Source organism: Nocardia sp. NPDC058705, assembly GCF_042749305.1.
Classification (GTDB): domain Bacteria; phylum Actinomycetota; class Actinomycetes; order Mycobacteriales; family Mycobacteriaceae; genus Nocardia.
The window spans coordinates 344944-370258 of the sequence record NZ_JBHYRN010000002.1; the positions used below are offsets into that span (position 1 = coordinate 344944).

General features: G+C 67.8%; 23 protein-coding genes, 1 tRNA gene and 1 pseudogene. 12 read left to right on the plus strand and 13 right to left on the minus strand.

Annotation, left to right across the window (positions count from 1 at the left end):
• Nucleotides 1-74: 74 nt before the first annotated feature.
• From ACFW6D_RS04740 to ACFW6D_RS04750, 3 genes are all read right to left on the minus strand, one after another.
• Nucleotides 75-755, minus strand: a complete 681-nt coding sequence (locus ACFW6D_RS04740) for a response regulator (protein WP_379324771.1) — start codon at nt 753-755, stop codon at nt 75-77.
• A complete protein-coding gene (locus tag ACFW6D_RS04745; protein WP_379324773.1) occupies nt 752-1849 on the minus strand; it encodes a sensor histidine kinase in 1098 nt (365 codons plus the stop codon). Before ACFW6D_RS04745 ends, ACFW6D_RS04740 begins: the two co-directional genes overlap by 4 nt.
• A gap of 122 nt (nt 1850-1971) precedes the next feature.
• Nucleotides 1972-2805 (minus strand): helix-turn-helix transcriptional regulator, encoded by an 834-nt coding sequence (locus tag ACFW6D_RS04750; protein WP_379324775.1) that lies wholly within the window; start codon nt 2803-2805, stop codon nt 1972-1974.
• 134 nt (nt 2806-2939) lie between these two features.
• On the opposite strand from ACFW6D_RS04750, the gene ACFW6D_RS04755 reads away from it, so the two are divergent.
• Both ACFW6D_RS04755 and ACFW6D_RS04760 read left to right on the plus strand, forming a co-directional pair.
• Nucleotides 2940-3827 (plus strand): NmrA/HSCARG family protein, encoded by an 888-nt coding sequence (locus ACFW6D_RS04755; RefSeq protein WP_379324777.1) that lies wholly within the window; start codon nt 2940-2942, stop codon nt 3825-3827.
• Nucleotides 3828-3987: 160 nt separating this feature from the next.
• On the plus strand, nt 3988-4956 hold the full coding sequence (locus ACFW6D_RS04760; protein WP_379324779.1) for a cation diffusion facilitator family transporter: 969 nt from the start codon (nt 3988-3990) through the stop codon (nt 4954-4956).
• A gap of 56 nt (nt 4957-5012) precedes the next feature.
• Here the strand turns inward: ACFW6D_RS04760 and ACFW6D_RS04765 are convergent, their stop codons facing one another.
• Nucleotides 5013-8369: a WD40 repeat domain-containing protein gene (locus tag ACFW6D_RS04765; protein WP_379324781.1), complete on the minus strand. Its 3357-nt coding sequence runs from the start codon at nt 8367-8369 to the stop codon at nt 5013-5015.
• 97 nt (nt 8370-8466) lie between these two features.
• On the opposite strand from ACFW6D_RS04765, the gene ACFW6D_RS04770 reads away from it, so the two are divergent.
• The 4 genes from ACFW6D_RS04770 to ACFW6D_RS04785 all read left to right on the plus strand — a co-directional run bounded on the left by ACFW6D_RS04770 (nt 8467) and on the right by ACFW6D_RS04785 (nt 11316).
• Nucleotides 8467-8964, plus strand: a complete 498-nt coding sequence (locus tag ACFW6D_RS04770) for a hypothetical protein (RefSeq protein WP_379324783.1) — start codon at nt 8467-8469, stop codon at nt 8962-8964.
• A gap of 180 nt (nt 8965-9144) precedes the next feature.
• Nucleotides 9145-9801 (plus strand): hypothetical protein, encoded by a 657-nt coding sequence (locus tag ACFW6D_RS04775; protein ID WP_379324785.1) that lies wholly within the window; start codon nt 9145-9147, stop codon nt 9799-9801.
• Nucleotides 9798-10463 (plus strand): hypothetical protein, encoded by a 666-nt coding sequence (locus ACFW6D_RS04780; protein WP_379324787.1) that lies wholly within the window; start codon nt 9798-9800, stop codon nt 10461-10463. Before ACFW6D_RS04775 ends, ACFW6D_RS04780 begins: the two co-directional genes overlap by 4 nt.
• Nucleotides 10464-10764: 301 nt before the next feature.
• The gene (locus ACFW6D_RS04785; protein WP_379324789.1) at nt 10765-11316 is read left to right on the plus strand and encodes a hypothetical protein; all 552 of its coding nucleotides are present in this window, start codon (nt 10765-10767) and stop codon (nt 11314-11316) included.
• 92 nt (nt 11317-11408) lie between these two features.
• Here the strand turns inward: ACFW6D_RS04785 and ACFW6D_RS04790 are convergent, their stop codons facing one another.
• Nucleotides 11409-12761: a lipase family protein gene (locus ACFW6D_RS04790; RefSeq protein WP_379324791.1), complete on the minus strand. Its 1353-nt coding sequence runs from the start codon at nt 12759-12761 to the stop codon at nt 11409-11411.
• Entirely contained in the window at nt 12758-13906 is a 1149-nt protein-coding gene (locus ACFW6D_RS04795) for an esterase/lipase family protein (RefSeq protein ID WP_379324793.1), read from the minus strand. Before ACFW6D_RS04795 ends, ACFW6D_RS04790 begins: the two co-directional genes overlap by 4 nt.
• 193 nt (nt 13907-14099) lie before the next feature.
• On the opposite strand from ACFW6D_RS04795, the gene ACFW6D_RS04800 reads away from it, so the two are divergent.
• Nucleotides 14100-15365 carry a PucR family transcriptional regulator gene (locus ACFW6D_RS04800; RefSeq protein ID WP_379324795.1) on the plus strand — a complete coding sequence of 422 codons (1266 nt, stop codon included), beginning with the start codon at nt 14100-14102 and terminating at the stop codon, nt 15363-15365.
• A gap of 43 nt (nt 15366-15408) precedes the next feature.
• Here the strand turns inward: ACFW6D_RS04800 and ACFW6D_RS04805 are convergent.
• Nucleotides 15409-15735 (minus strand): annotated as a pseudogene (locus ACFW6D_RS04805) (transglycosylase family protein); the annotation flags it as partial.
• Nucleotides 15736-16131: 396 nt separating this feature from the next.
• Between ACFW6D_RS04805 and ACFW6D_RS04810 the strand changes: the two are divergent.
• Nucleotides 16132-16626, plus strand: a complete 495-nt coding sequence (locus tag ACFW6D_RS04810) for a DM13 domain-containing protein (RefSeq protein WP_379324797.1) — start codon at nt 16132-16134, stop codon at nt 16624-16626.
• Nucleotides 16627-16631: 5 nt separating this feature from the next.
• Here ACFW6D_RS04810 and ACFW6D_RS04815 read toward each other — a convergent pair whose 3' ends face one another.
• Together ACFW6D_RS04815 and ACFW6D_RS04820 are read right to left on the minus strand one after the other, a co-directional pair.
• On the minus strand, nt 16632-17261 hold the full coding sequence (locus ACFW6D_RS04815) for a response regulator (protein ID WP_379324800.1): 630 nt from the start codon (nt 17259-17261) through the stop codon (nt 16632-16634).
• Nucleotides 17262-17408: 147 nt separating this feature from the next.
• On the minus strand, nt 17409-18728 hold the full coding sequence (locus ACFW6D_RS04820; RefSeq protein WP_379324802.1) for a sensor histidine kinase: 1320 nt from the start codon (nt 18726-18728) through the stop codon (nt 17409-17411).
• 177 nt (nt 18729-18905) lie between these two features.
• Here ACFW6D_RS04820 and ACFW6D_RS04825 point away from each other — a divergent pair, with 177 nt between their 5' ends.
• Nucleotides 18906-19466: a heme-binding protein gene (locus ACFW6D_RS04825; protein ID WP_379233637.1), complete on the plus strand. Its 561-nt coding sequence runs from the start codon at nt 18906-18908 to the stop codon at nt 19464-19466.
• 75 nt (nt 19467-19541) lie between these two features.
• Here ACFW6D_RS04825 and ACFW6D_RS04830 read toward each other — a convergent pair whose 3' ends face one another.
• The 4 genes from ACFW6D_RS04830 to ACFW6D_RS04845 form a co-directional block, all read right to left on the minus strand.
• On the minus strand, nt 19542-20585 hold the full coding sequence (locus ACFW6D_RS04830; protein ID WP_379324804.1) for an alpha/beta hydrolase: 1044 nt from the start codon (nt 20583-20585) through the stop codon (nt 19542-19544).
• Nucleotides 20586-20657: 72 nt separating this feature from the next.
• Nucleotides 20658-21611, minus strand: a complete 954-nt coding sequence (locus ACFW6D_RS04835; RefSeq protein ID WP_379324806.1) for a DNA polymerase domain-containing protein — start codon at nt 21609-21611, stop codon at nt 20658-20660.
• A 55-nt stretch (nt 21612-21666) separates the two neighbouring features.
• Nucleotides 21667-22434, minus strand: a complete 768-nt coding sequence (locus ACFW6D_RS04840) for a hypothetical protein (RefSeq protein WP_379324808.1) — start codon at nt 22432-22434, stop codon at nt 21667-21669.
• 23 nt (nt 22435-22457) lie between these two features.
• Complete coding sequence (locus ACFW6D_RS04845) at nt 22458-23138, minus strand: helix-turn-helix domain-containing protein (RefSeq protein ID WP_379324810.1); 681 nt, start codon at nt 23136-23138, stop codon at nt 22458-22460.
• Nucleotides 23139-23255: 117 nt separating this feature from the next.
• On the opposite strand from ACFW6D_RS04845, the gene ACFW6D_RS04850 reads away from it, so the two are divergent.
• The 3 genes from ACFW6D_RS04850 (at nt 23256) to ACFW6D_RS04860 (ending at nt 25212) form a co-directional block, all read left to right on the plus strand.
• Nucleotides 23256-23328, plus strand: a tRNA-Glu gene (locus tag ACFW6D_RS04850).
• A gap of 124 nt (nt 23329-23452) precedes the next feature.
• Nucleotides 23453-24070 (plus strand): QsdR family transcriptional regulator, encoded by a 618-nt coding sequence (locus ACFW6D_RS04855; RefSeq protein ID WP_379324812.1) that lies wholly within the window; start codon nt 23453-23455, stop codon nt 24068-24070.
• On the plus strand, nt 24067-25212 hold the full coding sequence (locus ACFW6D_RS04860; protein WP_379324814.1) for an acyl-CoA dehydrogenase family protein: 1146 nt from the start codon (nt 24067-24069) through the stop codon (nt 25210-25212). Before ACFW6D_RS04855 ends, ACFW6D_RS04860 begins: the two co-directional genes overlap by 4 nt.
• The last annotated feature ends 103 nt before the right edge of the window (nt 25213-25315 follow it).

Sequence of the window (25315 nt, forward strand, 5' to 3'; positions counted from 1 at the left end):
GATAATCGTCACGGCGGAGGGGGTTCTCGCGCATCGCCCGCAAGAGCGGACTCGTCTCCCTCACGCGAGTGAGATCACCCCGCGCCGCCCGGCAGTTGGTTGTCCCCTCGGGCCACTATCCCGGATTCGTAGGCGAATACCACTGCCTGGGCCCGATCACGCAGGCCCAGCTTCGAAAGAACGGAACTGACATGGGTTTTCACCGTGTGTTCGGTGACAACCAGGCGGGACGCGAGTTCGGTGTTCGAACGGCCCGCGGCCAGTTCTCGCAAGATGTCGCGTTCGCGTGGGGTCAACATGGCCAGCTGCGCGGATGCTTGCGGATGTGGGCGCGCCCGGGCGGTGACCTCGGCGATCAGCCGCCGCGTCACCGAGGGTGCCAACAGCGCGTCGCCGGCGGCGACAACCCTTACACCGCTGATCAATTCAGCCCGGCGCGCGTCCTTGAGCAGGAACCCGCTCGCACCTGCCCGCAAAGCGGCATAGACGTATTCGTCGATGTCGAACATGGTGAGTACCAGTACTTTTGCCGCGGTCTCCGCGCAGATCCGCGCAGTGGCGCCGACGCCGTCCAGTCGCGGCATCCGCACGTCCATCACCACCACATCGGGGGTGAGCCGCCGGGCCGCGGTCACCGCTTCCACGCCGTCGCACGCCTCCCCCACCACCTCGATGTCGGCTTCTGACTCCAGGATGAGCCGAAACCCGGTGCGAAACAGTTCCTGATCGTCGACGACGAGCACGCGCATCGTCAACTCCCCTGCGCCAGCGGCAGATCGGCCGAAACCACGAAGCCCGAACGCGTCGGCCCCACCCGTAGCACGCCGCCGCACGCGTGTACCCGTTCCCGCATTCCGACCAAACCGAAGCCCGTCGCTTCGGGGTCGCCCACCCGATCGCCTTCCACCGGGGTGCCGTCATCGGCGATGCGAACACCGAGCCGACCCGCTGACCAGCTCAGCGCCACATCGACCCGTGTCGCCTTCGCATGCTTGCCCGAATTGGTCAGCGCCTCCTGCACGATCCGGTACGCCGCCGCATCGGCTTGGGGTGAAATCGGCACGCGCGCTCCGTGTTCGGTGAACTGCGCGGCCAGGCCACCGTGTTCGGCGAGCGCGACGAGGTCGGCGATGGCGGCCACCCCTGGCTGATGCGGCGGATCGTCCTCGCGGAGCGCACCGATACTGTGGCGCAGCTCCCGCAGCGCATCACGTCCACCGTCGGCGATCGCCGCGAAAGCCGCGTCGGCATCCGCCCGATCGAGCAGCGGACCGGTCTCGGCACGCACGATCATCGCACCGACCGTGTGCGCGAGCCCGTCGTGCATATCCCGGGCGATCCGTAGCCGCTCGCGGACCACGGCGGCGTCGCGTTCGTCGTCGAGGCGTTGGGTCCGCTCGGCGAGTGCGTCGATCTGGGCCTGCTTCGCGCGGACTCCCGACCCCAGTGCCCACGCCGTCATGAACGACATCGCGGCGTAGGCGTAGGAGTCGGCGGTCTCTCGTGGCACCAACAGCGACACCAGAATCCCCACCGCGACCAGCGCGAAGGTCATCCGCCGCTGCCGCGCCGAGCAGTAGGCCGCGATCGTGTACACGCAGACAACCGTCCCGAACGGCAGCACTGGCAACGCGTGCACGCAGCCGAGCACCGTGATCGCCGGCCCGACCACGCACAGCACACCCACCGGAGCCACCCGTCGCCACAGCACCGGCGCCGACGCGAGGACCGACAACACGACAACCCACCACGGTGCCTCGACGACGAGCGCGGGCACGACGGTCGCGGCCGTCACGGCAGCGGCGATCACTACGTCCAGTGGTGGCGGGTGTTTCCGAGGTAGTCCCACGACGTCACAGTGTGTCCGATGAACAGCCCATCGCACCTCACTCTCGAGAGTGATTCATTGGGCGGCCCCGCGACCTACGCTCGGCACCATGCTGAATTCCACTACCACAATAGATGCCCTGATCAGGACTGATCGAGAAGTTCGCACACCCGGCGCAGGTCGTCGTCGGTGGCGGGACGCTGCACCACCAGCACCAAGTCGGGGTCCTCGACCAGGCGCAGCTGGAACAGCTCCAAGTCGAGCTCGCCTACCGTCGGATGCGTGAGACCCAGTGTGGTCGGCCGGAATTCGGTGACCTCGTAGTCTGCCCACCAGGTGCGGAACTCGGCGCTGTGAACGGTGAGCGCGGCGACCAAACCGGCCAGGCGGGCGTCGTCCGGCCGCGAGCCGACGACGCCGCGGAGTTGACTGAGGATCGCGCGTGCGGCGCGTTCCCAATTGCGCATCGCCGACCGGTTGGCCGGGTCGGTCAGCATCCACCACAACAGGTTTCGCTGCCCGGGCGCCAACAGCTCCGGGTCGGTTCTGACCAGTGTGAAGGCACGATTCCAGACGACGAAGTCCCACCGTGCGTCGTGGATCACCGCCGGGCACGGCAACAGTGCGTCGACCAGCCGCTGTAACCGGTCGGTGCCGCACGCCGGCGTGGCCGCGAGTTTCGGTTCGGCGAGGTCGGCGAGCCGACGCAGGTGCCGGTGCTGCGGTTCGTCGAGCCGCAAAGCCCGTGCGAGAGCATCGATCACCTGCGAACTCGTGCTGATCCGGCGCCCTTGTTCGAGCCAGGTGTACCAGGTCAGACTCACTCCGGCCAGCTCGGCCACCTCTTCGCGGCGCAGGCCGGGGGTGCGGCGGCGGCCGGGTTCGAGGTCGCCGGGCAGGCCGACGTCGGCGGGATGCAGCCTGGCGCGGTGGGCGCGCAGGAAGGCGGCCAGTTCCGCGCGGCGATTCTCGCTCATGACGCTCCGTTCGTCTCTACGAACAGTGATGTTCTGGGTAGCAGTATCGGTGCCAGGACCAGCGGAGCGCACCGCTTTACCGTCGTATTCACGAGGTGATTACGAAAGGTCATCCACGACAAGGGAGTACGACGATGAGTACCAACAACGGACCCGTTCTGGTCATCGGTGCGACAGGTCAGCAGGGGCGGGCGACGACGCGGGCGCTGCTCGAAAAGGGCAGGCAGGTCAGGGCTTTCGTACGAGACCCCGAGTCGGCGGCTGCGAAGGCATTGCAGGCCGAGGGCGCCGAGCTGGTGGTGGGCGACCTCGACGACGAGGTCAGCGTCAAGGCTGCCCTCGACGGCAGCCGGAGCGCGTTTCTGATGTTGACCATGATGGAGGGCGTCAATATCACCGAAGCCGGCATCGCCGCCGAACAGCGGCGCGGCGAAACGGTGATCGACCTGGCCCGCGACAGCGGTATCGAGCACCTGGTTTACAGCTCTCTGCGTGGGGCGGGCCAGAACTCGGGCGTGGAGTACTACGCGGCCAAGGAGCACCTCGAGGCCTACCTCACCGCACAGGAGCTCCCCTCGACGATCCTGCGGCCGGTGTTCTTCATGGACAACTTCGGTTCGTTCAACCGCCCGGTGCTTCACGATTCGGGCACGTTGGTCCTGAATCTGGCTGTGCGCGCCGATATTCCGATGTCGCTGATCTCGGTCCGCGATATCGGCGCGTTCGCCGCACTGGCCCTCAGCCGCCCCGCCGAATACCTGGGTCGCACCGTTTCTTTGGCCGGCGACCGCCTCACTCCGCCGCAGATCGCCGAGGCGCTCGGTGCTGCCGCAAGCCTGCCCGCGCGCAGTTTCCAGGTGCCGATCGAGGCGGTCCGCGCCTTCGATGAGCAGGTCGCCAAGATGTTCGCCTTCTTCAACGAGCGCCCCGACGAGGCACTCGACATCGCCGCCCTGCGCGCGGAGCACCCCGGTCTGCAGGATCTGCCGACCTGGCTGGCCGCCTCCGGCTGGCGCCCCTGACCCGCGCCGCACCACCGCGTCGCCCCCGCGCCTAGGCTTGGATCAGACCAAGCCACAAACCGGTGACCAGCGACGATCATGATCGATCAAGAACAAATTGCATACATAGCGATGTGTGCATATGATTGCGAGCGATCGGACCGCAGAAGAGGGGAACGCGATGGGCGCAGGGCACGGGCACGACCACAAGGTTTCGGCCGACAGCGATCGACGCTGGCTGGCTGGAGCGCTGGCGGTGATCGTCACCTTCCTGATCGGCGAGGTAGTCGTCGGCATCATCGCCGATTCGCTCGCACTGCTCTCCGATGCCGCGCACATGACCACCGACGCGGCCTCGATCGCACTGGCGCTGTGGGCGATCCGGCTCGCGGCGCGACCGGCGACCGGGCGGATGACGTTCGGCTGGAAGCGAGCCGAGATCCTGTCGGCCCAGGCCAACGGGCTGACGCTGCTCCTGCTGGCACTCTGGCTCGGCTACGAGGCGATCCGCAGGCTGTTCGAGCCGCCGGAGGTGCACGGCTGGCTGGTGCTGATCACCGCACTGGTCGGCGTCGCCGTGAACGTGCTGGCCACCTGGATGATCAGCCGTGCCGATCGCACCAGTCTCAATGTCGAGGGCGCCTACCAGCACATCCTCAACGACCTGTTCGCGTTCATCGCCACCGCCGTCGCGGGTCTGGTCATCATCCTCACCGGCTGGGTCCAGGCGGATGTGGTCGCCACGCTGATCGTGGTCGCGCTGATGATCAAGGCCGGGATCGGGCTGATCAAGGCGTCGAGCCGAATCTTCCTGGAGGCCGCACCCGACTACCTCGATCCGACCCAGATCGACGCCGACATCCGCGCACGTGACGGCGTGGTCCGAATCCACGACCTGCACGTCTGGGAGATCACGTCCGGTTCCCCCGCGCTGTCGGCCCACGTCCTGGTCGAGCCCGGCCACGACTGCCACGCGGTCCGCGAGGACATCGCCCACATGCTCGACCACGACCATCACATCGAGCACGTCACCCTGCAGGTCGATCACGCGAGCCCGGAGGTCCTCGACATCGGCAACCGCGACTCCCACCCGTGCGGCGACGCCCGCGGCCCGAAGCACACCTCCGCCCGGACACCCCACACTCACTGACGAGAGAAGGCCCCACACCCATCGGGTGTGGGGCCTTCTCGTCGGTCGCGGAGGAATCAATCAGTCGGGCACGGGTTCACATAGGCGTGCCCGGGCAGCGCGACGGCCCACTCCTCGCGGGTGATCGGGGTGGTGCCGCTGGCACAGATACGGTCGGCCTCGACGGCGGCATCGGTGCGCCATTGACGCAGGGTGCCGTCGACCGCGGACTCGGTGAGGACGGCGCCGTCCGCGGCGAAGGCCAGCATCGTGGGTTGCCGGTGGCGCTGGCCTCGGGCGATGGCGGCGTAGGCAGTGGGATGCACGGGGTCGGTGTAGTCCCAGAGCAGGATGGTGCCGCTGACGATGTCGTCGATCGCGAGCCGGGTTCCGCCGGGGTCGAAGGCCACGGATCCGGCGGAACCGTTGGCGCCCGCGGGGGCCCGCAGGGCGCGCGGCGCAGTGCCCGGCGCGCCGAGCTCATAGACGAAGGCGCCGGTGAGGGTGCCGACCGCGAGGATGCCGCGCGAACTCAGGGCCAGCGAGATCGTCTGTCCCGGGGTCTGCAGATCGGACAGCTCGGCAATCGCCGCCGCGCCGGGCGTGGCCGGGAAGACGCTGACATTGCCGGTGCGATGGCTGCCGACGGCGAGCAGGCGGCCGTCCGGGCTGAAGGCGAGCGAGGTCGGGTAGCCACGACCGAACCGGATACTCGAACGCAATCTGGGCTCACCGGTGACGTCGTAGATGTCGACGTTCTGGGTCAAGCTGTGGCCGATGGCCAGGCTGCCGTCGGGGCTGAATACGACGGCGCGAGTGTCGACACCGGCCGCGCTGAGCGGGGCGCCGATGCGACGCGGAGCCGCTGGGTCGGCGATGTCCCACACCTGGATGTCGGATTCGGTTCTGGTCACCGCTCTGGTCGCGTCCGGAGCGATCGCGACGACATCGACCAGGCCGGCGGGGTCGCCGTCGAGCAGCGCCCGGTCGGTGGCGAACGGCGTTCTGGCCAGCATTCGCAGGTGTGGGAACAGCTCCTGTGGGAGGACGGGCTGGTCGAGCGGAAACCGGAACAGCGTCAGCGGGCTGGTCGGCACAACCGGACCCGGGAGTTCGAAGACGTGCACCGCGTGGTCGAAACTCGTTGTCACCAGCGATCTTCCACCGCGTAGGAAGCGCGCACGGGCGACCATGTCGATCGGCAGCGTGACCACCTCCTCGCCGCTGTCCAGGTCGCGGATGCGGGCCCGGGTATCGCCGCCGACGATCACCGCGGATCGGCCGTCCTCGGTCAGTGACACGTCGATGTATTCGTTGGCGCCCCTGGTCACGGCGGGCATCGGTTCGAAGGTGGCCGCGCCGACTTTCCAGCGGGCGACCTCGCCGGGATTGAGGCCGACGGCCAGCACGGTGCCGTCGCCGTCGAATTCGACCGATCGCGCCTCCGCACCGCCGGGTCGTTCGACGCGACGGTCGAACACCGGCGTCTGATCGCGGTCGAGGGTGTCGACGTTCCAGCCGCGCACCGTGGTTGTCCAGATCCCGCCGAACAGCGAGGGCGCCGCCACGGCCAGGGTGCGGTCGCTGAGCGCGACCTCCGCGCGCTGTCCCGAGACCGTGAGCGTCGGCAACGCGACCGGGTGCGCGGGATCGTCGCCGAGGCGCCAGACCGACACGGTCGCACTGTGGGTACCGATGGCGACGAGGTCGGAGCTCACCGCGACCGAGGCGGGCAACCGGCCTGCGAGCGGAAGCTGGGCCATCTGCCGCGGCGCGCCCCGGTCGGCAATGTTCCACAGTGTCGAGCCCAGATCGCCTGCGACGACCAATAATTCGTGATCAGCGCTCATCGCGATCCCGCGGATGTGTCCGCTCCCGGTGTCGAACCGCGGCCACCGGTCGATGCCCGCCTCGGTCACCCGAACCAATTCCACGGTGCCGTCGCCTTCGCCGATCGCGATCACATCGCCCCGCGCGGTCGTCGCGATGCGCGGTGCGTCGGGGTCGAAGATCACCCCGCGACCCAGAACCACGCCGGGGCTGATCCGGATCGGCGCGTTCGTCGCGGTGTTCTCCAACAGCGCCGAGCGCGCTTCCTCGGTCGGGGCGGTTCGATAGGCGGCGAGTGCGATCTGTTGCGACAGAGCGGGATTGAGGTTGCCACCGCCGCGCGCTACCCCGGCGAACAGGCGCGAATTCGATTCCGCCCGCGCGGCGGCGTTCTCGATCCGCAGCTGGACGAGGTTGGTCACCGACACCACCGCGAGCAACACGGCAAGCACGGCCGCACCGGACACCAGCCACAGCGCGAGGTTCACCCGCGTGCGGGTTCGCGCGATCGCCTCGGTGACCGTGCGGGCGGCCGAGATCCGGTCGGCGTAGTTCTGCGGTGCTTCCTCGGCGGCTTCGCGATATGCCGCCGACGCCACCACCACTCGCAGCGATGAGCGTTGCGCCGCAGACAGTTTGCCCGCGTAGCCACCGACCGCGGTCAGGTTCGCACCCGAAAGTCCGGCGGTCACCGCGCATTCGGGGTCGAGTCGCCGTGGGCGCAGCGTGCGCAGCACCGCGTGGCGTGGGGCGAGGTCGTCGAGGGCGACCGCGATCGCCGCGCCCATCGACGCACCGTTGATGTCGTTGGCCGGTGTGCTGCCGTGCGTCGACACCGACCAGAGCACACAGGCGTCGGTGGCCGCCAAACTACTGATCCGCCAGGCATTTTCGAGGCTGTCGGTGAATTCGCGATCGGCCTGCAGGAACCCCGTCCTGGCCGGGTCGGGATGCAGGCCGCTCGGCCCGCCGCGAACCTGGTCCAGGCGCAGCACACCCACCTCGCCGCCGCCGCCGAAGTTCAGGAACAGCACGCTGATCCGGCTACTGCGCACCACGGGCAGCCGATGCCCGGCCAGCTCCAGCGCGGCCATGATGGCGTAGCCGCGCGCGGGCCGACCGCCCTGGCCGAGCAGGTGGCGCACGATGTCGCCGAGCGGGGCGTTGTCGCTGGTGATCGGAATGCCCGCGGGCAGCAGCTGGGTGCCGACCGAGGTCAGACCGGCGCGTTCGGCGTGATCGAGGAAGACCTCGCACGCATCGTCGATGTCGATCGAACCGGTCAGTGCCTGCGCCAGCACCGCCATCGCCCGTGCGGCGGACAGATCCGCGGTGATCCGGCGGCCCTGCGCGTCGGGATCCTCGGCTTCTTCCTCGAGCAGATCGTCGTCGGCGGCGAGGTCTTTCCACCGGGCGAGGGACTGCCGGGCCAGCACACCCGTCTCCCGCCGGTGTTCGAGCAGCCGGCCCGTGGCCTCCGGTCCGGCAGCCACGGCATCGCGGCACAGGGCGAGCCACCGTTGCGGCGCACCGGTGAGCTCGATCAGTACCGCGTCGTCGCTGGACTGCGCGTCATCCGGCTGGGCGGTCGTTTCGACCGTCATCGTTCCCCCGTCTCCCGCCGGATATCACCCGACCCTTCGCGAACATGCCCCGATACGATGGCATCTCAGCACCCACCGTTCTACCCAGGGGACCACGTTGTCGAGACGACACATCATCCGACGCAGCTCGATCGCGACGGCACTGCTCGTCGCGATCCCGATCACGGCGAGTTGTTCGTCCGGCGGGGAAACCACCGCCGCACCCACAACAGTGCCAGCGCAAACGATTTCCGCGCCGCCGCCGCTGCCGAGCGCCGAGGAGGTCGGGCTGCTGATGCAGCGCCTGCTCGACACGTCCGTCTCGAACGCGGACAAGCTCGAGCTCGTCCAGGGCATCGAGAGCGATCCCGAACTGCCGAACCGGGTCGCCGACGCACCCCGCCAGGGCGGCGCCACCGTCGCGATCACCATCACGGGAACCCGGACCGCACCGCCCGGCATGCTCGCCGACGGCACCGCCTCGATCAACAACGGTCCGCCGCATCCGCTCATCGTGAACTTCGTCGACGAGGGCGGGAAATGGAAGGTCGAGAAGGCCTGGTATTGCCAGATCGCCTTCTCGTTCATGGTCGCCTCCCCCGCCTGCCCCACGTAGTACTCCCACGAACCGGTCGGGCCGAGAACCGCATCTGTGTAGGAGCCCATCGGCGCAGAGGAGGAGGGGTCCGCGATGCAACATGGTCTGGCACGGCCCCGGCCTGCGGCGCGGGTACGATCGACGGCGTCAATAGTGCGAGCCATGCGGTGCCCGTCGGCGGTCGAGTGGGGGTGTCAGGTGAGTTCCGATCCCTTGGATCGCTGGCTCGGCGCCGCGTGGAGCGAGGTCCCCGACTACCTGCGGCCCGCGGTCGTCGAACACATCTTCGGCGCCGATCTGATCACCATGTCGAGCTACGCGGCGGCCAAGGCGCGGTATGTGGTGGAACGGATCGACCCGGACATGCGCAGCGACTTCGAAGACGTCGCCCAGGACACGATGGTCGAACTCACCGCGACGCTGCCCCCCGAACGGATCCGGCACTGGAAAGCGCTGGTGCTCAAGAAGCTTCAGTGGCAGGTGCTGCAGGATCGACGCAGCCGCACGGCCGAGAAGCGCCACCCCGGCCAGCGGGTCGACTACGAATCGGCCGTGCTGGTCCTGGAAGATCATCGGTGCGGCGATACCGAGAACCGGCTCGCCGACCGCGCCGTCCTGCGCGACGCGCTGGCCTCGATCACCCACGAGGAGACCGCGGCGGTGCTCCGCGCGACCTTCGTGATCGCCGCGGACGGCAGCTATACCGATGTGCAGACCACCGGTGAGGTGGCGCGCGATCTGCGGTTCAGCCAGGAGAAGGTCAAGCGATTACGCGCGGCGGGCGCGAAGTTGCTGCGTGCGGCCGTGCGCGCACAGCTCGACGCCCGCGACCTGGACAACGAGGAGACGTCGTGACGGTGCCGGATCATGAGGCGGACCGCCTGAGTCTGCCGGTCGATATCGATGTGCTGATCGCTTTCGCCGAGTCCGACGGCCCCGAAGTCGATGCGGAGTCGGCGGCCGCCGGGGCGCGGATCGCCGAGCGGCTGTTGCGCGGCGGCACCGGCTCGGATGAGCTCGGTGCGCGCCGGGCGGTGATGGCGGTGCCCGGCTGGACCGTGCAACCACTCGCGGCCTCGTCGGAAGCGGACACGACGGCGCCGCGCGCGGTGCAGAAACAGCTCGACCGGGAATTGGGGATCGAGTTCACCCGCTCGCCTGCCGGTGCGGAGCAAACGCGAATCTCGGTGCACTCCTTCGGCGCCAGGGCCACGGCGGGCGACATCGTGCGAGTGGCGGTGAGCGTCGGTGGCGAGCGCGCCGAATTACTCGTCGTGCTCTATGCCGACGACGACGGCACGCTCACCGGCCAGGTCGTTACCAGGGCGCTCACGATGTCGGAGGATCTCGAGATCTCGCTGCTGCCGGGTGCCTCGCTCGGCACCACGCACACGGCCGCGGTCACCGACGCGGTGCGCTGCTCGCTCACGGCCGGGCGCAACGCGTGGCGCCGGGTGGCCAAGGGCCTGCCCGCCGGTGATCCGGTGCGGGCCGCGATCGTCGCCGGTTTGAGCTGAGGAACCCGATTGCCGAAAGCGCTTGTCCGACAATCGGGTTCAGGAAAGCCCTGGGAGGGCGCGCCCGACCTGGTGGAACCCCCCTGCGGCTCCACCTGGCCAGTGTCGGCGCGGCCGTCACTCCCAGGGGCAGTAGTACTTCACCGAGGCCGGCGCGGTGATGGCGCCGACGTCGGTGAAACCCCTCACCGACACTGATGCCGTGCGGGCGCGGATCGGTTCGCGGCGAACCGTTGCCGGGCCGTGGCGCATCTATGTTCTCGACGGCCCCGGATCGGGCCGGTAGTGAGGAAACGCGGGAATGACACCTTCGAGGAACGACGCAGCGCGCAGGCTCGCTGTCGCCGCGGCGATGGTGTTTCAGGTGAGTGCGCATGCGAGAGCCGGTTTGCGCACGACGGCTGAGGCTTTCGAAGCGCAGGCGCGACTGCTGCTCGCCGATGGTGAGGCGAAGCATCGCGAGAGTGTGGCCGCTGCCAACGCTCGGGCCGAGGCTGCCGACGATGTCGAGGCTCGGCGGCGGTGTGACGATGAGATCGATGCGGCGGATCGGCGGCGGCACTCGCTGATCGCCGCACTGGCCCGGCATCGGCTCGACGAGGACACCCGAAACCGGCAACGCGGCGCCGCGATCGACAAGCAGGAGCATGCCGCGCAGCGATTGCTGATCGAGGCGGACCGCGGTGATCTCTGTGCGTACCGGCCGACCGTGCACTCCATCGGTGGCGTGACGGTCGACGAGTTGGTGGCCGCACAGGAGTCGGCCGTGCACGAGTTGCGGCGTCGCCTCGACGCCTACCTCGCTGCGGTCGAAGCGAATCCCGAAGACGATCGGTATGTGGCGGACCTGTGAGCTCGACCGACACCCACGCCGCCGACCGAACCGGACCGAAGACAACTATCGCCCAGCCACGATCCACCACCCACCTCCGCGGGTGCACGACCTCAACATCGGACGGCGATCGAGGCATCATCGACAACGTGCGCATGTTCGGTATCGCTGTGACACAAGCTGGTTCGTTCCGGTAACCCCCCGCCGATCGGCAGACCGGCGAGCATGCGCACCACCAGCCGCACGAACGCGAAGTGCGTGCGCAGGGCCCGCGGCGAACGGGCGACGGAGTCGACGGTGCAGGTCCCGGTCGGTGCGGGCAGAGCGGCGAACCTGTTGGTGAGCCAGTCGAGAATCGCGGGCACGATGAGGAATTCGAGGGGCAGGTGCGAGCCGCGGCGTACCCGCAGGTAGCGCACCGTCGCCCCGGCCCGCTGATAGCGCCGCACGTGGGCGTCGATATCGGCGACGGCGATCACCTCGTCGTACACGCCCTGGACGATGAGCAGCGGTGCGGCGGGCGCGCGAGTGCCGGGTTCGATGTCGGCGAGGATGCGGCGCAGCACGGGTTCGGCGAGCAGCGCCCCCATCCCGCCGCGCAGGTGACGTGTGATGTCGCGGCGGGCGAACCGCAGCAGCAGCGCGAAGGTGCTGCGTTCCTCGGCTTCACCGAGCAGACCGCGATACCGCTCGTCGAGGTGATCGTTGAGCATCGGCCCGAGTTCGGGATAGGCCTGCCGCAATCCGGCGACGAACGCGGCCGGGAACCCGGCGAACCAACCACCGTTGAGGCGCACGAACGCGGCGGCCGGGTCACCCACCGGCGAACCCGCTGCCGCGCCGACGATATTCAGCTCCGGCGCGTACTCCTCGGCCAGTTCCGCCGCCCACGTGGTCGCCAGTCCGCCACCGGAATAGCCCCACAGGGCAACAGGTGTTGTCGATGTCAACGCCATCGGCGCGAAGTTCAGCGCGGCCCGAATCCCGTCCAGCGCACGGTATCCGGGCTCACGCGCCGCCCCGAACCGACCGCCGAACCCCTCGTGATCGGGTACCGACACCGCCCAACCCTGCTCCAACGCCATCGCGATGATCGGCAACTCGAGCGGCGCGATGGAACCGATCGTCGACGCACCACGCCGCAGCGCGTAGGACGGAAAGCACTGCGGCGCAACAGCATCTATCGCGCACTGGAACGACACCAGCGGCCGGGGACCGCGAGCACCCCACGGCAGCAGCACCGTCGTCACCGACACTTCCGGCGCACCGTCGAGATCACAGGTGCGATAGAGCAATTGCCAGGCCGTGATCCGCTGCCGCACCACACCGAACAACGCGACGTCCACCGGCCGCGACCGCACCACCGTCCCCGGCGCGAGCGCGTCGATGCCGGGTGGGGTGGCACAGAACGGGTCGTCGGGCGAGAGCTCAGGCGCGTCGCGCCAGGTCACTGCGTCGCCGGTCATAGGCTGCCGCCGCCTCCGAAGAACCAGGGGTTGAATGTGCACGCCAAGGCGGTACTACCTTCCGGATCCAGAGCACGCAGCGCGATCGAGGTCGCCCGTGGCGAATACATCATGGTCAAGTGATCGGAGATGTCCTGCTCACAGCCGTTCTGCAGGGTGACGTTGTCGACGGTCGCGCCCGGTCCGGCCCGCAGGAACCCGAGGTCGAGGGGATTCATCACCTCGTCGTAGCGGGAACCGACCACGGTGTAGTCGAGGCCGGGCACCGTGTCACCGGCGGCGTTGAGGGTGGTGTAGAACGACGAGCCGACGGCCTGTTCGACATTGGCCACGCCGATGATCGGCCGGTAGAAGCCCATGATGTCGATGCCGGCGTTGTTGATCATGCGGCCGAGCGTGGCGAGGCCGAGCAGCGAGGTGCCGTGGTGGGTGGCGCCGAAAGTCACCAGTTTACCGACCTTGCCCTGGCCGCCCTCGAACTTCAGATAGTGGTTGGCGATGGTGCCGCCCTGGGAATGGCCGACGATGTCGACCTGGTCCGCACCGGTCGCGGCGCGCACCCGCTCGATGAAGGCGGCGACCTGGCGCGATGATTCGACCATCGGGCCCACCCCGTAGCGACCCGGCAGCACGGCGCCGAGTCCACCGGCCTCCAGCAGCCCGGATTTGCCGAAGTTCAGGGTGAACACGCAGTGTCCGGCCTCGGCCAGGCGCGGCGAGAGGTGGGAGAAGGTGTCGTAGGCGTTGAGCCAGCTGCCGTGCAGCAGCACCACGGGGCGTGGGTGCTGCGGCGACGGCTTGCAGTCCCAGCGATTGGCGCCGGGCGGCGCCGCGTCGGGGTGGACCAGGCCGTAGGCGAAGGCGGCCAGGTAGGACGACATCTCCGGGCCCTCCCCGATCGCGTCGGAGGAGCGGCTGCCCGCCGAACCCGAGCTGCTGCCCGAGGCGCTGCCGGTGTCGGCGATGGCCGTGGGGGTGCGGCCGTCGGCGGCGGCCACCGTGCCCGCGTTCAGGTATTCAGCCATGGAGGCGACCGTCGGCTCCAGCGTGGGAGTCGCACCGGCTGGGCCGGAGGCCGCGGTCAGCACCGCGGCGACGCCGATACCGAACAGGGCACGGCGAAGGGGATGCATCGTTGCATTCATGAGGGAGTCACTTCCGTAGATCCGCGTCGAGCGAGCTAGCTCAGACGCGCTCTGCGAATCTATGACCCAGGCCACAGTGCTGTCACTGCACCGGGAAACGAGAAAGTCTGGACAAGATTGTCGCAGGAGCCAAGGTCTGGTCGATTTCTATCGGACGGTACTACTCCGGCCTGTTGTCGGACACAATCGAGTCATGCTCGCTGAACACCCCGTTTCCACAGTGCCCGCGCTCACCGCCCGCCTGCTGACCCGCTGGCCGCAGATCGCCGAGCGCATGCTCGCCGCGGGCCTGGGCACCACCGCGCCCGCCGAGCTGCCGGAAGGGCACTTCGCCGCGGAGGTCCTGCCTACCATCTACGCGTGTGGGCGCGCCGTGCTCGAGGCGATCGCGGCGGACCGCGAGTTCACCTATGCCGAGGTCGCGGCGTTCGTCGCCCCGGTCGCCGAGCGGCACGCCGAGGACCGGCTGCCGTTGCCGATGCTGATCAGCGCGATCCACGGCTCGGCGCAGGCGGTGCTCGCCGAGGCGGCCGCGGTGACGGAACCGGAGGAAATGGCGGAGTTCGTGGTGGTCTTCAGCCGCCTGCTCGACCTGTTGCGCCACATCAACATGACCGTGGTGTCGGTCTACACCGAAGTCGAACAGTCGATCTATCACGCCGAACGCGAGGCGCGCCGCGAACTCTGTTCGGCTCTGGTGCGTGGGCTGCCCGCCGAGGAACTCGCCGCGCGGGCCGACACGATCCTGGCCGACCAGTACACGGTGCTCGCGGTCCACCTCAGCGAGCCCGCCCGCGTCGGCACCGCAGCCAACCTGGTGACCAGGCGTCGGATCCGGGTGTTGCAGCGGGCGCTGGACGAACTCACCGGCACGACCACCCCGGCCACCTTCGACGGCACTTACGGCATCGCATTGTTGAGTCACAGTTCCGAAACCGACTGCCTCGATCCGGCGAAGTTCGACGAACTCGCCGACCGTCTCGGCGCCCAGTTCGGCGTACCGGTGTATCTGGCCGAATTCTCCGGGGTCGACCGCGAGAACATTCCGGCCGCGGTCAAGGACGCGACCGAACTGACCGAACTGGCGCGCCTGCGCGGCAAGCCCGGCGGCTGCTATCGCCTCGACGATCTGCTGCTCGAATATCAGCTCACCCGGCCCGGACCGGCCCGAGAACGTCTGGCGCAGCGGGTGATTCCGCTGTTGAGCAGCCCGCACCTGATCGACGCACTGGAGGCACATCTCGTACACGGCGCCGACCGTAAAACGGCGTCACGACTGATTCACGTGCACCCGAACACCTTTACCTACCGACTGCGCAGAATTGCCGAACTCACCGGCCTCGACCCGGCCGATCCGACGGATTCGCGCATGCTCGCCGCATCGCTCACGGTTTATCGACTGGATTCACTCGACAACGAAAAAACCCGCTATTCGATGTGTGCATCGAATAGCGGGTAATTCGTTTCCCGACAAGGAAAGTCTTACAGCAGCGCGCTCTTTACAGGTAGGCGCTGCAGGTCGGCCAGGCGCCGGGACCCTGCGAGGCCAGCACGTTCTCGGCCACGCGGATCTGCTCTTCACGGCTGGCGTTGTCGGCGGTGCCGGTGCCACCGTAGGCTTCCCAGGTGCTCTGCGAGAACTGCAGGCCGCCGTAGTAGCCGTTACCGGTGTTGATGTTCCAGTTGCCTGTGCTCTCGCACTGCGCCACTGCGTCCCAGTTGTTGGCCGAGGCGGTAGCGGTGGTCAGACCGGCCGGAACGGCGATCATCGCGCCGGCAACAGCGGCGATACCAAGGGCACGGGTGGTGAACTTGCGATTGAAAGACATATAAGCATTCCTGTCTGCGCCCACCGACTGCGGTGTTGGAAACTACCGCGTCCCTGCCCCTCAGTCGTGTCGGGGATCCTCGAATCGTGGAGCAGGCTTTCCGGTGTTCTTCGATTCGATTCGGCTCGGTTGTTGTTCAAGCCGTGATCGAATGTAGCCGGAATGTGCGCTGAGATCACGTACCGATTACGAAGCTGTTTGTAGCGGATATTGTCCAAAGGAACAGTGTTCATCGCAGGTCGACCGTAATAAATCCGTAATCACAATACTGTCGTTAAAGCGCCTTTATGTGACGGGGCTCATAAACATTAAGAGACCCCCGTCACAGCGTCTCCCGACAATTCGGGCACCCCGTTGCCTGCCGCGCCGGGGGATGATGGGTGAAAGGAGGCGCACATGAGCACTCGCCGGACCCTGTTCACCGTCATCGCCATCGGCATGGTCGCGGCGGTGACCGTCGGGCTGTACCTGTTCCAGCCGTGGCGGTTGTTCACCACGGTGACCGTCGACGAAGCCCCGATCGTCGCGGTGGACGGTGCGCCACCGCCGGTGATCGCCGGGGGCACTTTTCTCTCGCACGAGCACGACACCTCGGGATCCGTGCAGCTCCAGCGCACGTCAGAGGGCACTGTCGTGCTGCGAATCCTCGACCTGAGCACCTCCGACGGGCCCGCGCTGCACGTCTGGCTCACCGATCAGCCGGTGATCGCCGACGACTGGCACAACTTCGACGACGGCCACCACATCGACCTCGGCTCACTCAAGGGCAACGAGGGGAACCAGAACTACGAGCTGCCCGCGGGGACTGATCTGTCGACGGTGAAGTCGGTCAGCATCTGGTGCGAGCGCTTCCATGTCTCCTTCGGCGCCGCGACCTTGAACCCCACATAATCGCCTCAGGCGAGCAAGCGCCGCTCGGTGGCGACCGCGACCGCCGCCGCGCGGGTGTCGACGCCGAGTTTGTCGTAGATGCGACCCAGATGGGTTTTCACCGTGGCCTCGCTGATATGTAGGGCGCGGGCGATCTCCCGGTTGCCGAGACCGTGCGCGAGCTGGCCGAGGATGTCGCGTTCGCGGGCGGTGAGGGTGGGGCCGGGGTTGCGCATCTTGGCCATCACCTTGGCGGCAACCGGCGCGGACAAGGCGGTCTGCCCGCTCGCGGCGGCGTGGATGGCGGCGAAGAGTTCCTCTGGACGTTCGGCCTTGAGGAGGTAGCCGGTGGCGCCCGCCTCGATCGCGCGAGTGATGTCGGCGTCGGTGTCGTAGGTGGTGAGGACCAGAACGTGCGGGGCCGGGTTCTCGGCGGTGATGCGGCGGGTTGCTTCGATGCCGTCCATGTCGCCGCCGAGTTGCAGGTCCATCAGGACGACGTCGGGGTGCAGGCTCGCGGCGAGGGTGACCGCGGTCGGGCCGTCGGCGGCCTCCCCGATGACCTCGATGTCGGGCGCGCTCGACAGCAGCGCATGGAGCCCGGCGCGGATGACCGCATGGTCGTCGCAGATCAGTAAGCGCACGGGGGTGGTCACAGGTGCCGATGTTAACGCGCTGCCGATCGCGGCGACGGCGATGGTCTCGGGCCGTCGTGGATCGGATGTGGGGTCGAGCCCCGGCGACGGTCGGCACGCGGCAGTCGGGTGCCCACGACGCGGCAACGGGCGATCGACCGGCGGACGTCAGGGGGCGGGGGTCGACCTCACGTCGAGCGGGATGGCGGCGGAGAGCACGGTGCCGTCGCCCGGTGCGGACTCGACTGTGCAGGTACCGCCGAGTTGACGCACGCGCGCGCGGATGGCTGGCAGGCCGTGACCGCGGTGTTCGGAAGGGCCTGGCGAGTCGTCGGGATCGAAGCCTCGTCCGTTGTCGGCGATGTCGAGGACGATCTGGTCGTCGAGGCTGGTCAGGGTGATCGTGGCGGTAGTGGCTTGCGCGTGTTCGCGCACGTTGGCGAGCGCGCCCTGGGCGATCCGCAGCAGGGTCGCCTCCGTCCGCTGAGGTAGTTGCCCCGGTGTGCCTTCTATATGGCAGCGCACGGTGAGCGCGTCGGTGGTCTCGCGTTCGGCGATGGCGGTCAGGGCGGCGGGTAGCGATCCGCTCGCGGCAAGGTCGGCGGGGGCGAGGTCGTGGACGAAGCGGCGGGCCTCGGTGAGGTCACGTTCGGCGATCTCGGCGGCCGAGCGCAGGTGGGTGTGCGCGAGCTCGGGATCGGTGTCCCACACCAGGTCGGCGGCCTGCAGCAGCATCCGCTGACTCGACAGCCCCTGGGCCAGAGTGTCGTGGATTTCCATCGCGAGCCGTTCGCGTTCCGCCAGCGTGCCTTCCCTGCGTTCGGTGGCGGCGAGTTCCTCCCTGGTGCGCACGAGGTCGTCGATGAGGGCCGTCTGCCGTTCAGCCTGACGACGCATCCCGACGAACAACGCCGTGGTCACCGCAGCTACAGCGGGTGGGGCGAGCACGAGGTTCGGATCGAGCCAGCCCGCGATGCGCACCTCGCTGAACACCACCAGCGCGGTGAGCGCGACGACCAGGATCACCGCGACCTGTTCCGACAGAATCCGCAGGCCGGTGTACACCAGCGGCACCGCACACCAGGCGAAGCTGGGCGCGAGCACCACCAACACCGACCAGGTCAGCACCAACAGGGCGAACCACGCCAGCCGACCCGACTGCCGCAACTCGCTCAGCGCGTACAGCACCGCGATCAACACGGACAGGACGACGATCAACGGCGTCGAACGGGTCTCGCTGTGCCGGATCAACCAGCGCATCAACGACGCTGCGAGCAACACGTAGAAGGCACTGTGCACGATGACGGCGAGCAGTCGCGAGTCGTCGCGTGCCTCGCCGAGCCACTGCGTCATCTGCCACCTCTGTCCTCTGGCGGCCGATGCCGCTGTCCTGGTGTCGGAGACCTCGATCTTGCCTCCGCTGGGCGCCTCGTCGCAGCAGGTGGCGGAGCGGGCGGCCCAGAACCGGCCGATGGCCTGGGCAAACACCTATTCTCCCCGCCGAGTGCTCGCGGCGGGTCATCCGATCGGTTGACACCGGGGTCGATCGATTCGTGCGCCGAGTGCAGCCACTACGTCGATTCGGTGGGACCGCGCAGCGAACAGGATGGATATCAACAGGCCACGGCAGACCGTCGGCAGGCCGAGATCCACCCAGGAGCAGCTATGACCGCCAAGTCCACCACCCGCAACCGCCTCATCATCGCCGGCGCCACGGCCGGTGTCGTCGCCGCCGGTGTCGTCGGTGTCGTGACCGTCCAGGCCCAGGATCAGGACCCGGCGAGCCGCACCCCCGTCGTCGTGAACGCTGCCGACGCCAACCTGGCCCAGTCCACCCACCTGACCGTCGCCGCCGCCACCAAGGCCGCCCAGACTGCCCTCGACGCCGCCGCCAAGGAGAACCAGCGCGTGAGCGTCGCGGTCGTGGACCGCAACGGCAATGTCATCGTCACCCTGCGCGGCGACGGCGCGGGCCCGCAGTCCTACGACGCCGCCCAGCAGAAGGCCTTCACCGCCGTCTCCTGGAACGCCCCCACCACCGAACTCGCCAAGCGTCTCGAAGCCGCCCCCACCCTCGCCGACATCGACGGCACCCTCTTCCTCGGCGGCGGCGCCCCGGTGAAGTCGAACAACGCCCCGATCGCCGGCATCGGCGTGGCAGGCGCCCCCAGCGGCGACCTGGACGAGAAGTTCGCGCAGGCGGGCGTGGCGTCGCTGGGTGGCTGAACTCCCGCGAACAGGTGAACAGCCCACTGGCACTGTCGGATTCGACGATGCCGGTGGGCTGTCTCGCCCTGGTCCTCAGCCGATGCCGCGACCGCGGAGCCAGTCGAAGGTCCAGCGGTAGAAGTCGGCGGCGCCGGAGCTGGCGTTGATCGAATGGCCGCTGGATTCGATGATGCGGTCGGCGGTCGCCGCGCGGGGGTCGATGGTGCAGTCGCCCGCGGGACAGGCGATGGTGTCGTGACGGCCGAGTACGTAGGCGGTGGGGACTTCGGATTCGGCGGGTGCGGGCGCATCGGTGGCGCCGGGGTCCGGTCGTACGGAGCGCAGTTCGCCGATGGCGAGGGTGTCGGCTATTTGCTCCTCGACGGCCGGGATGGCGGGGTCGTAGGTGCCGGGGTAGTGGAAGGCTTCCATGCGGGTGCCCGGTCCGGTGGTGAGATAGCCGGCGCTCCACGGGTTGTCGGCGAAGCGTGGATCCTTTGCGGCCGAGACGAATTGGTAGCGACTGCGGTCGTCGTCGGGTCCGTCGTCATCAGGCTGACCGGCATCGGGTTCGGGCGGGATTCCGCTGACGATCACCGCGTCGACATCCCCGAGCGCCGCCGCCCGCACCGCGACGATCCCACCCATCGAATGCCCGTTGAGCACCACGGTGCGCGCACCCGGCCCCACCGCACCGGCCCGGAGCTGCCCCACGACCTTGTGCACCGCGTCGGCACCCGCGTCGAAATCGAGGACCTGGCCATCAGGTCTGCTGCTGCGCCCGTAGCCGAGCCGGTCGATGTTCACCGTCACGTACCCGGCTCGAACAGCCTGCCGGACATAGGAATACGTGTCGGGCTGGAAGGGGAGATCCCAGTAGCGGTGGTCGTAGGCGCCGCCGTGCAGCAGCACCTGCACCGGGGTATTCGGCTTCCATTCCCCCGCCTGACATATCTGGGCCGTCACCCGCTGAGGGTCTGCGCCCACGGCGGGCACCTCAACAGTGAAATCGTGGTCGACACACTGGATTTCGCTCGATCGAGGGTCCTGGCCGGAAGTGCATGCCGCTAAGGCGCCGAGCACCGTACCGAGTGCGAGAACTCGGACGCCCCAGCCGACGCCGGAATTATCTGCCATACCGCGACGGTATGACTCGACACCGCACCCGGTCCTCACCCGCGAGGCCGACATCGATCCCCTACTGCGGTATCACTCGGCGCGGCGAGCGCGGGCACGTCGCTTACCTTCGTGCATGGCTTGCACCCGGGCGATCGGAATCGTGTGCCCCTCGGCGATCAGATCGGCCGGAAGTGCCTGTGGTGCCGGCATTTCCGCCGCCCACGGATCGGTGTCGCCGAGCAGGTCCGCAGCGGTGCGCAAGGTGAAGTCGGCGGGCGTCACCGAGTCGATATCGTTCCAGCGCAAGGGAAACGACACCGGAACTCCCGGACGGATGCGCGGACTGTAGGCCGCGATCACCGTCGCCCCACCGGCCCGCGTCGAGTCGAGAAAGACCTTCCCCTCCCGGTCCTCGCGAATGAACGCCGTGGTCCCCACGGTGGGGTCGATGCGTTCGGCCCTGGCGGCGATGGCGCGAGTCGCGGCTGCCGCGTCCTCGATGGCGACGCCCGCTTCGATCGGCACGAAAACGTGTAATCCCTTGGCGCCACTGGTTTTCACCGCACCGGCGAGCCCATCCGATTCGAGCGCCGCCCGGATCAGATGCGCGCCCGCGGCCGCATCACGAAACGTCTGCCCCGGCGACGGATCCAGATCGAGCACCAGATGCGTCGGCCCCGCACTGTGGTCGATCGGCAACAACAACGGGTGATACTCCACCGCCCGCTGATTCCCGAACCACAGCAGTGTGCGCACATCGTCACCCAGCGCGTAGGTGACCTCCCGATGCGAGCTCTCCGCCCACACCGTCGCTCGCGGCACCCATTCCGGGGTGTATTTCGGCAGGTTCTTCTGCATAAAAGGTTCCTGCCCCGGCCGCACCCGCACCACCGACAGCGCCCGCCCACGCAACACCCTGACCAGGCGCTCCCCCACGAACTCGAGATAATCGACCAGGTCCCGCTTGGTCGCCTCGGCACCGTCGAACAGCGGCTGATCGAGATTGCTCATCTCGACCCCGCCACGCAGCTCTTTGCTGGTCATGGCCTCACTGTGCCCCGCCGCCGGTGAGCGGTCAACCACCCTATGTCGTCTGTGGTCACAGCTGATCGGACAGAATTGCCAATGCGGCCAGTCCTTCCGCGCGATGGGCCCGCGACATCACTCGCCATGCGGAATGCTCCGGTGCCAGCTGTGCCGCGAGAACTGCGATACGGCGGCGATCCGAACCAGTGAAATCCTCGCGTTCTGCGAAGGGGTCATCGACACACACCAGTAAGGATGCCGCGTCGTACAGATGACGATCTCTGTCCCGCGAGTCGGAGGTATAGGCGGCTGCCTTGAGGAGCAGAGCACCGAACGCCCGCGGGACAGGGATATTCGCGATAGCCCCTGGCAGTATCTCGACGCGCGCGTCGACTGTGCGCCGCAGCGCCTGGGTGCCACCCTCGATACGCACCATCTCGCGGCCGCGGAGTCGCTCGATGATTGCGGGTGCCGGATGATCGGCTATGAGCACATCGACGTGCTCGACCAAGCTGGTATCCGCGACCAGATCCACCGTCGTCGACCCGCGAACGAAACGGTGTGCGGTGTTGTTGCGCGGATCGATAGATGGCTGCAATCTGTAACCGAGAGCCTCCAATACGGACGCAGTTGCACTGGGTACGCCACGCGTGGTCTCGATATGCAAGACGATGTCTACATCGTTGGTCGGCCGAACGATCCCGAGGCCTCGGTGGATCGTGTGCAGTTGGGTCATCAGGCCACCCACTAACGTCCAGCTGCCGCTCGGGAGCGCCTGTGCCAGCTCGGCCACGCTCGGCCACGGCTGAGGCCATCCGCCGGGAACGGGTGCGACCTCCATCGTCGCTCGCTGTCGCCGATCGCTCATCGGTAACCCTCCAACGCCTTGGCCAGCACCCGGGATCCCACACCCTGAATTCGCGGTTCGAGGGCGGTCGCGGCATCGAGCGCCGCGACAACAGGGCCTTCGGAGACAAGACGGGTGACCACATCGAAGTCGAAATCGGTCACGCGCAATGTCACGTTTCCCGCAACTGCGGGTCGCAGCCCCAGCCTGCGCACCGTCTCGTCGAATTGGCGCGCACTGATGTAGCCATCGAGATCGTTGTTCGCCACAGCGTCGACGATGCCGAGTCGTCCCAAGTCGGCCGACTGGATGACCGCCTGAAGCCGTGGAAGTGCGGAGCTGTGCGCGGTGAAGATCCGCGTCGTCGCACGGTCGCGCACACGCGCGATGAGCTCGGCGGGCTCGGTCAGGTCCCGCAGCACGCTCCGCACCCTCGCTGCCTGGGTAACCCCGAGCCAGCTGGGTTCCGCGCCGGTCAATACCGCGATCGCACCCCACGCCGTGTGTTCGGACCAGGCGCGGGTCCGGCGACGGCCAGTATCCGCCGACGCGAGGTAGCGGTCCAGAGAATCACGAGCGACAAGTCCACGCGCCACCGATGTCAGCTGCCCGGCGCCGACGAGACGACGAACATGGCGCACGGAGACGCCCAGCGCGGCGGCTGCCTGTTCGTTCGTCGCGAAATCCCGTCCATCCATGACAGATAATGTCTCATTCAGGACCTAATCTGTAAAGTTACAACAGGCGTTTTGGTCGAACACCGGGTAGTCGGCTATCGTATGTCCGCGCGGCTCACGCAGGTGAGCTGTTGTTCTGGCCCCGTCGTCTAGCGGCCTAGGACGCCGCCCTCTCAAGGCGGTAGCGCGGGTTCGAATCCCGTCGGGGCTACAGCGAGAACTCCTCGGTCATGGTGACCGGGGAGTTTTTTTGTGCCCGTTTTTGTCTCCCGAGTGCAACACATTGACAGACGTTGCACGATTCATACACTGTAGGAATCGTGCATGGAGGTGACGTGATCGAGCAGACGGCGTGGGAGTTCCATGAGGCGGCGCGCCCCGATGCCGCGAGCGCGTTCCGGGCCGCCAGGGCCGCGTTCCTGGCCGGGCACCGACTCGAGATGAAGGAACTGGCCGTCGCGCTCGGGGTGAACCGGGCGACGCTGTTCCGGTGGGTCGGTGGGCGCGACGAGCTGCTGGCCGAGGTGATCTGGTCGATCGCCGAGCCGACCCTGCGTCGCGCGGCCGCCGCCACGCCCGGTCACGGCGCGCACCGCATCGCATCGATCCTCGGCGATTTCGCCCATGCCACCAACACCTCCGATGCCTTCCGCCAGTTCCTGCTCCGCGAGCCGGAGCGGGCGCTGCGGTTGCTCACCACCCGCGCGGGCTCGGTGCAGCATCGCATCGTCGCGATCGTGGAAAACCTACTCGCCGAAGAGATTTCGGCACAACAGCTCGATCCGCTGCTACCGGTGCCGGAGCTGGCACTGCTGCTGGTGCGGATCACCGAAACCTTCATCTACACCGATGTCATCAGCGGTGAGGAACCCGACGCGGCCAGAGTTGTCCGGGCGTCATTGGTTCTGCTGGGCGAACGGCCCGAACAGCAAGTCAGCGAAAGGACACCATGAAGCGCTCCATCTACACCGAGGACCACGACGCCTTCCGCGCGTCGGTCGCCGAGTTCGTCAAGCGTTCGATCGAGCCGAATGCCGAGAAGTTCGCCGAACAGCGCGCTATCGACCGCGAAACCTGGCTCGCGGCAGGCGAACTGGGCTACCTCGGCCTCGGCGTGCCCGAGGAGTTCGGTGGCAGCGACGCGGGCGACTACCGGTTCAACGCGGTGTTCGCCGAGGAGCTGTCCAAGGCGAGCGCGGCGCTGGCCTCCTCGTTCGGCATCCACTACGACGTGTGCGCGCCGTACCTGGTGGAGCTCACCACCGACGAGCAGAAGCAGCGCTGGCTGCCGAAATTCTGTACCGGCGAGATCATCACGGCCATCGGCATGACCGAGCCGTCGGGTGGTTCGGACCTGGCCGCGCTGAAGACCACCGCCGTGCGCGACGGTGACGACTGGATCGTCAACGGCTCGAAGACGTTCATCACCAACGGTTTCAACGCCGACCTGGTGATCGTGGCCGCGCGCACCAGCCCGGAGAAGAAGGCCAAGGGCATCACGCTGTTCGCGATCGAGAACGGCATGGAGGGCTTCACGCGCGGGCGCAAGCTCGACAAGGTGGGCCAGCCCGAATCCGATACCGCCGAACTGTTCTTCGACAATGTGCGCGTCCCCGATGCCAACCGAATCGGCGAGGTCGACCGCGGTTTCATCGCCATGATGGAGCGCCTGCCGCAGGAACGCATCGGCGCCGCGGTCTCCAATCTCGCGCATGCCGCGGCGATTCTGGACGAGACGCTGCAGTATGCCAAGGAGCGCAAGGCTTTCGGTCAGCAGATCGGCAGCTTCCAGTACAACAAGTTCCTTTTCGCCGAACTGGTCACCAAAGTCGAAGTGACACAGGCGTTCGTCGACCAGGGCATTGCCGCACACGCGGCCGGTGAGCTGTCCGCGGTCGACGCCGCGAAGGCCAAGTGGTGGTCGGCGCAGGTGCAGAACGATGTGCTCGACGCGTGCGTGCAGCTGCACGGCGGCTACGGCTACATGCGCGAATACCGTGTTGCCCGTGCGTGGATGGACGCCAGGGTCACCAAGATCTGGGCGGGCTCCAACGAGATCATGAAGGAACTGATCGGCCGCGATCTGGGCCTGTAAGGACAGATGCGTGGGGGGCGGCGCGCGGGTTGGTCCGGCGCCCCCCCCCCCCCCCCGCAGAAAGGTATGAGCGCAACCCCCCCCACCAGCAAGAGGAGGAACA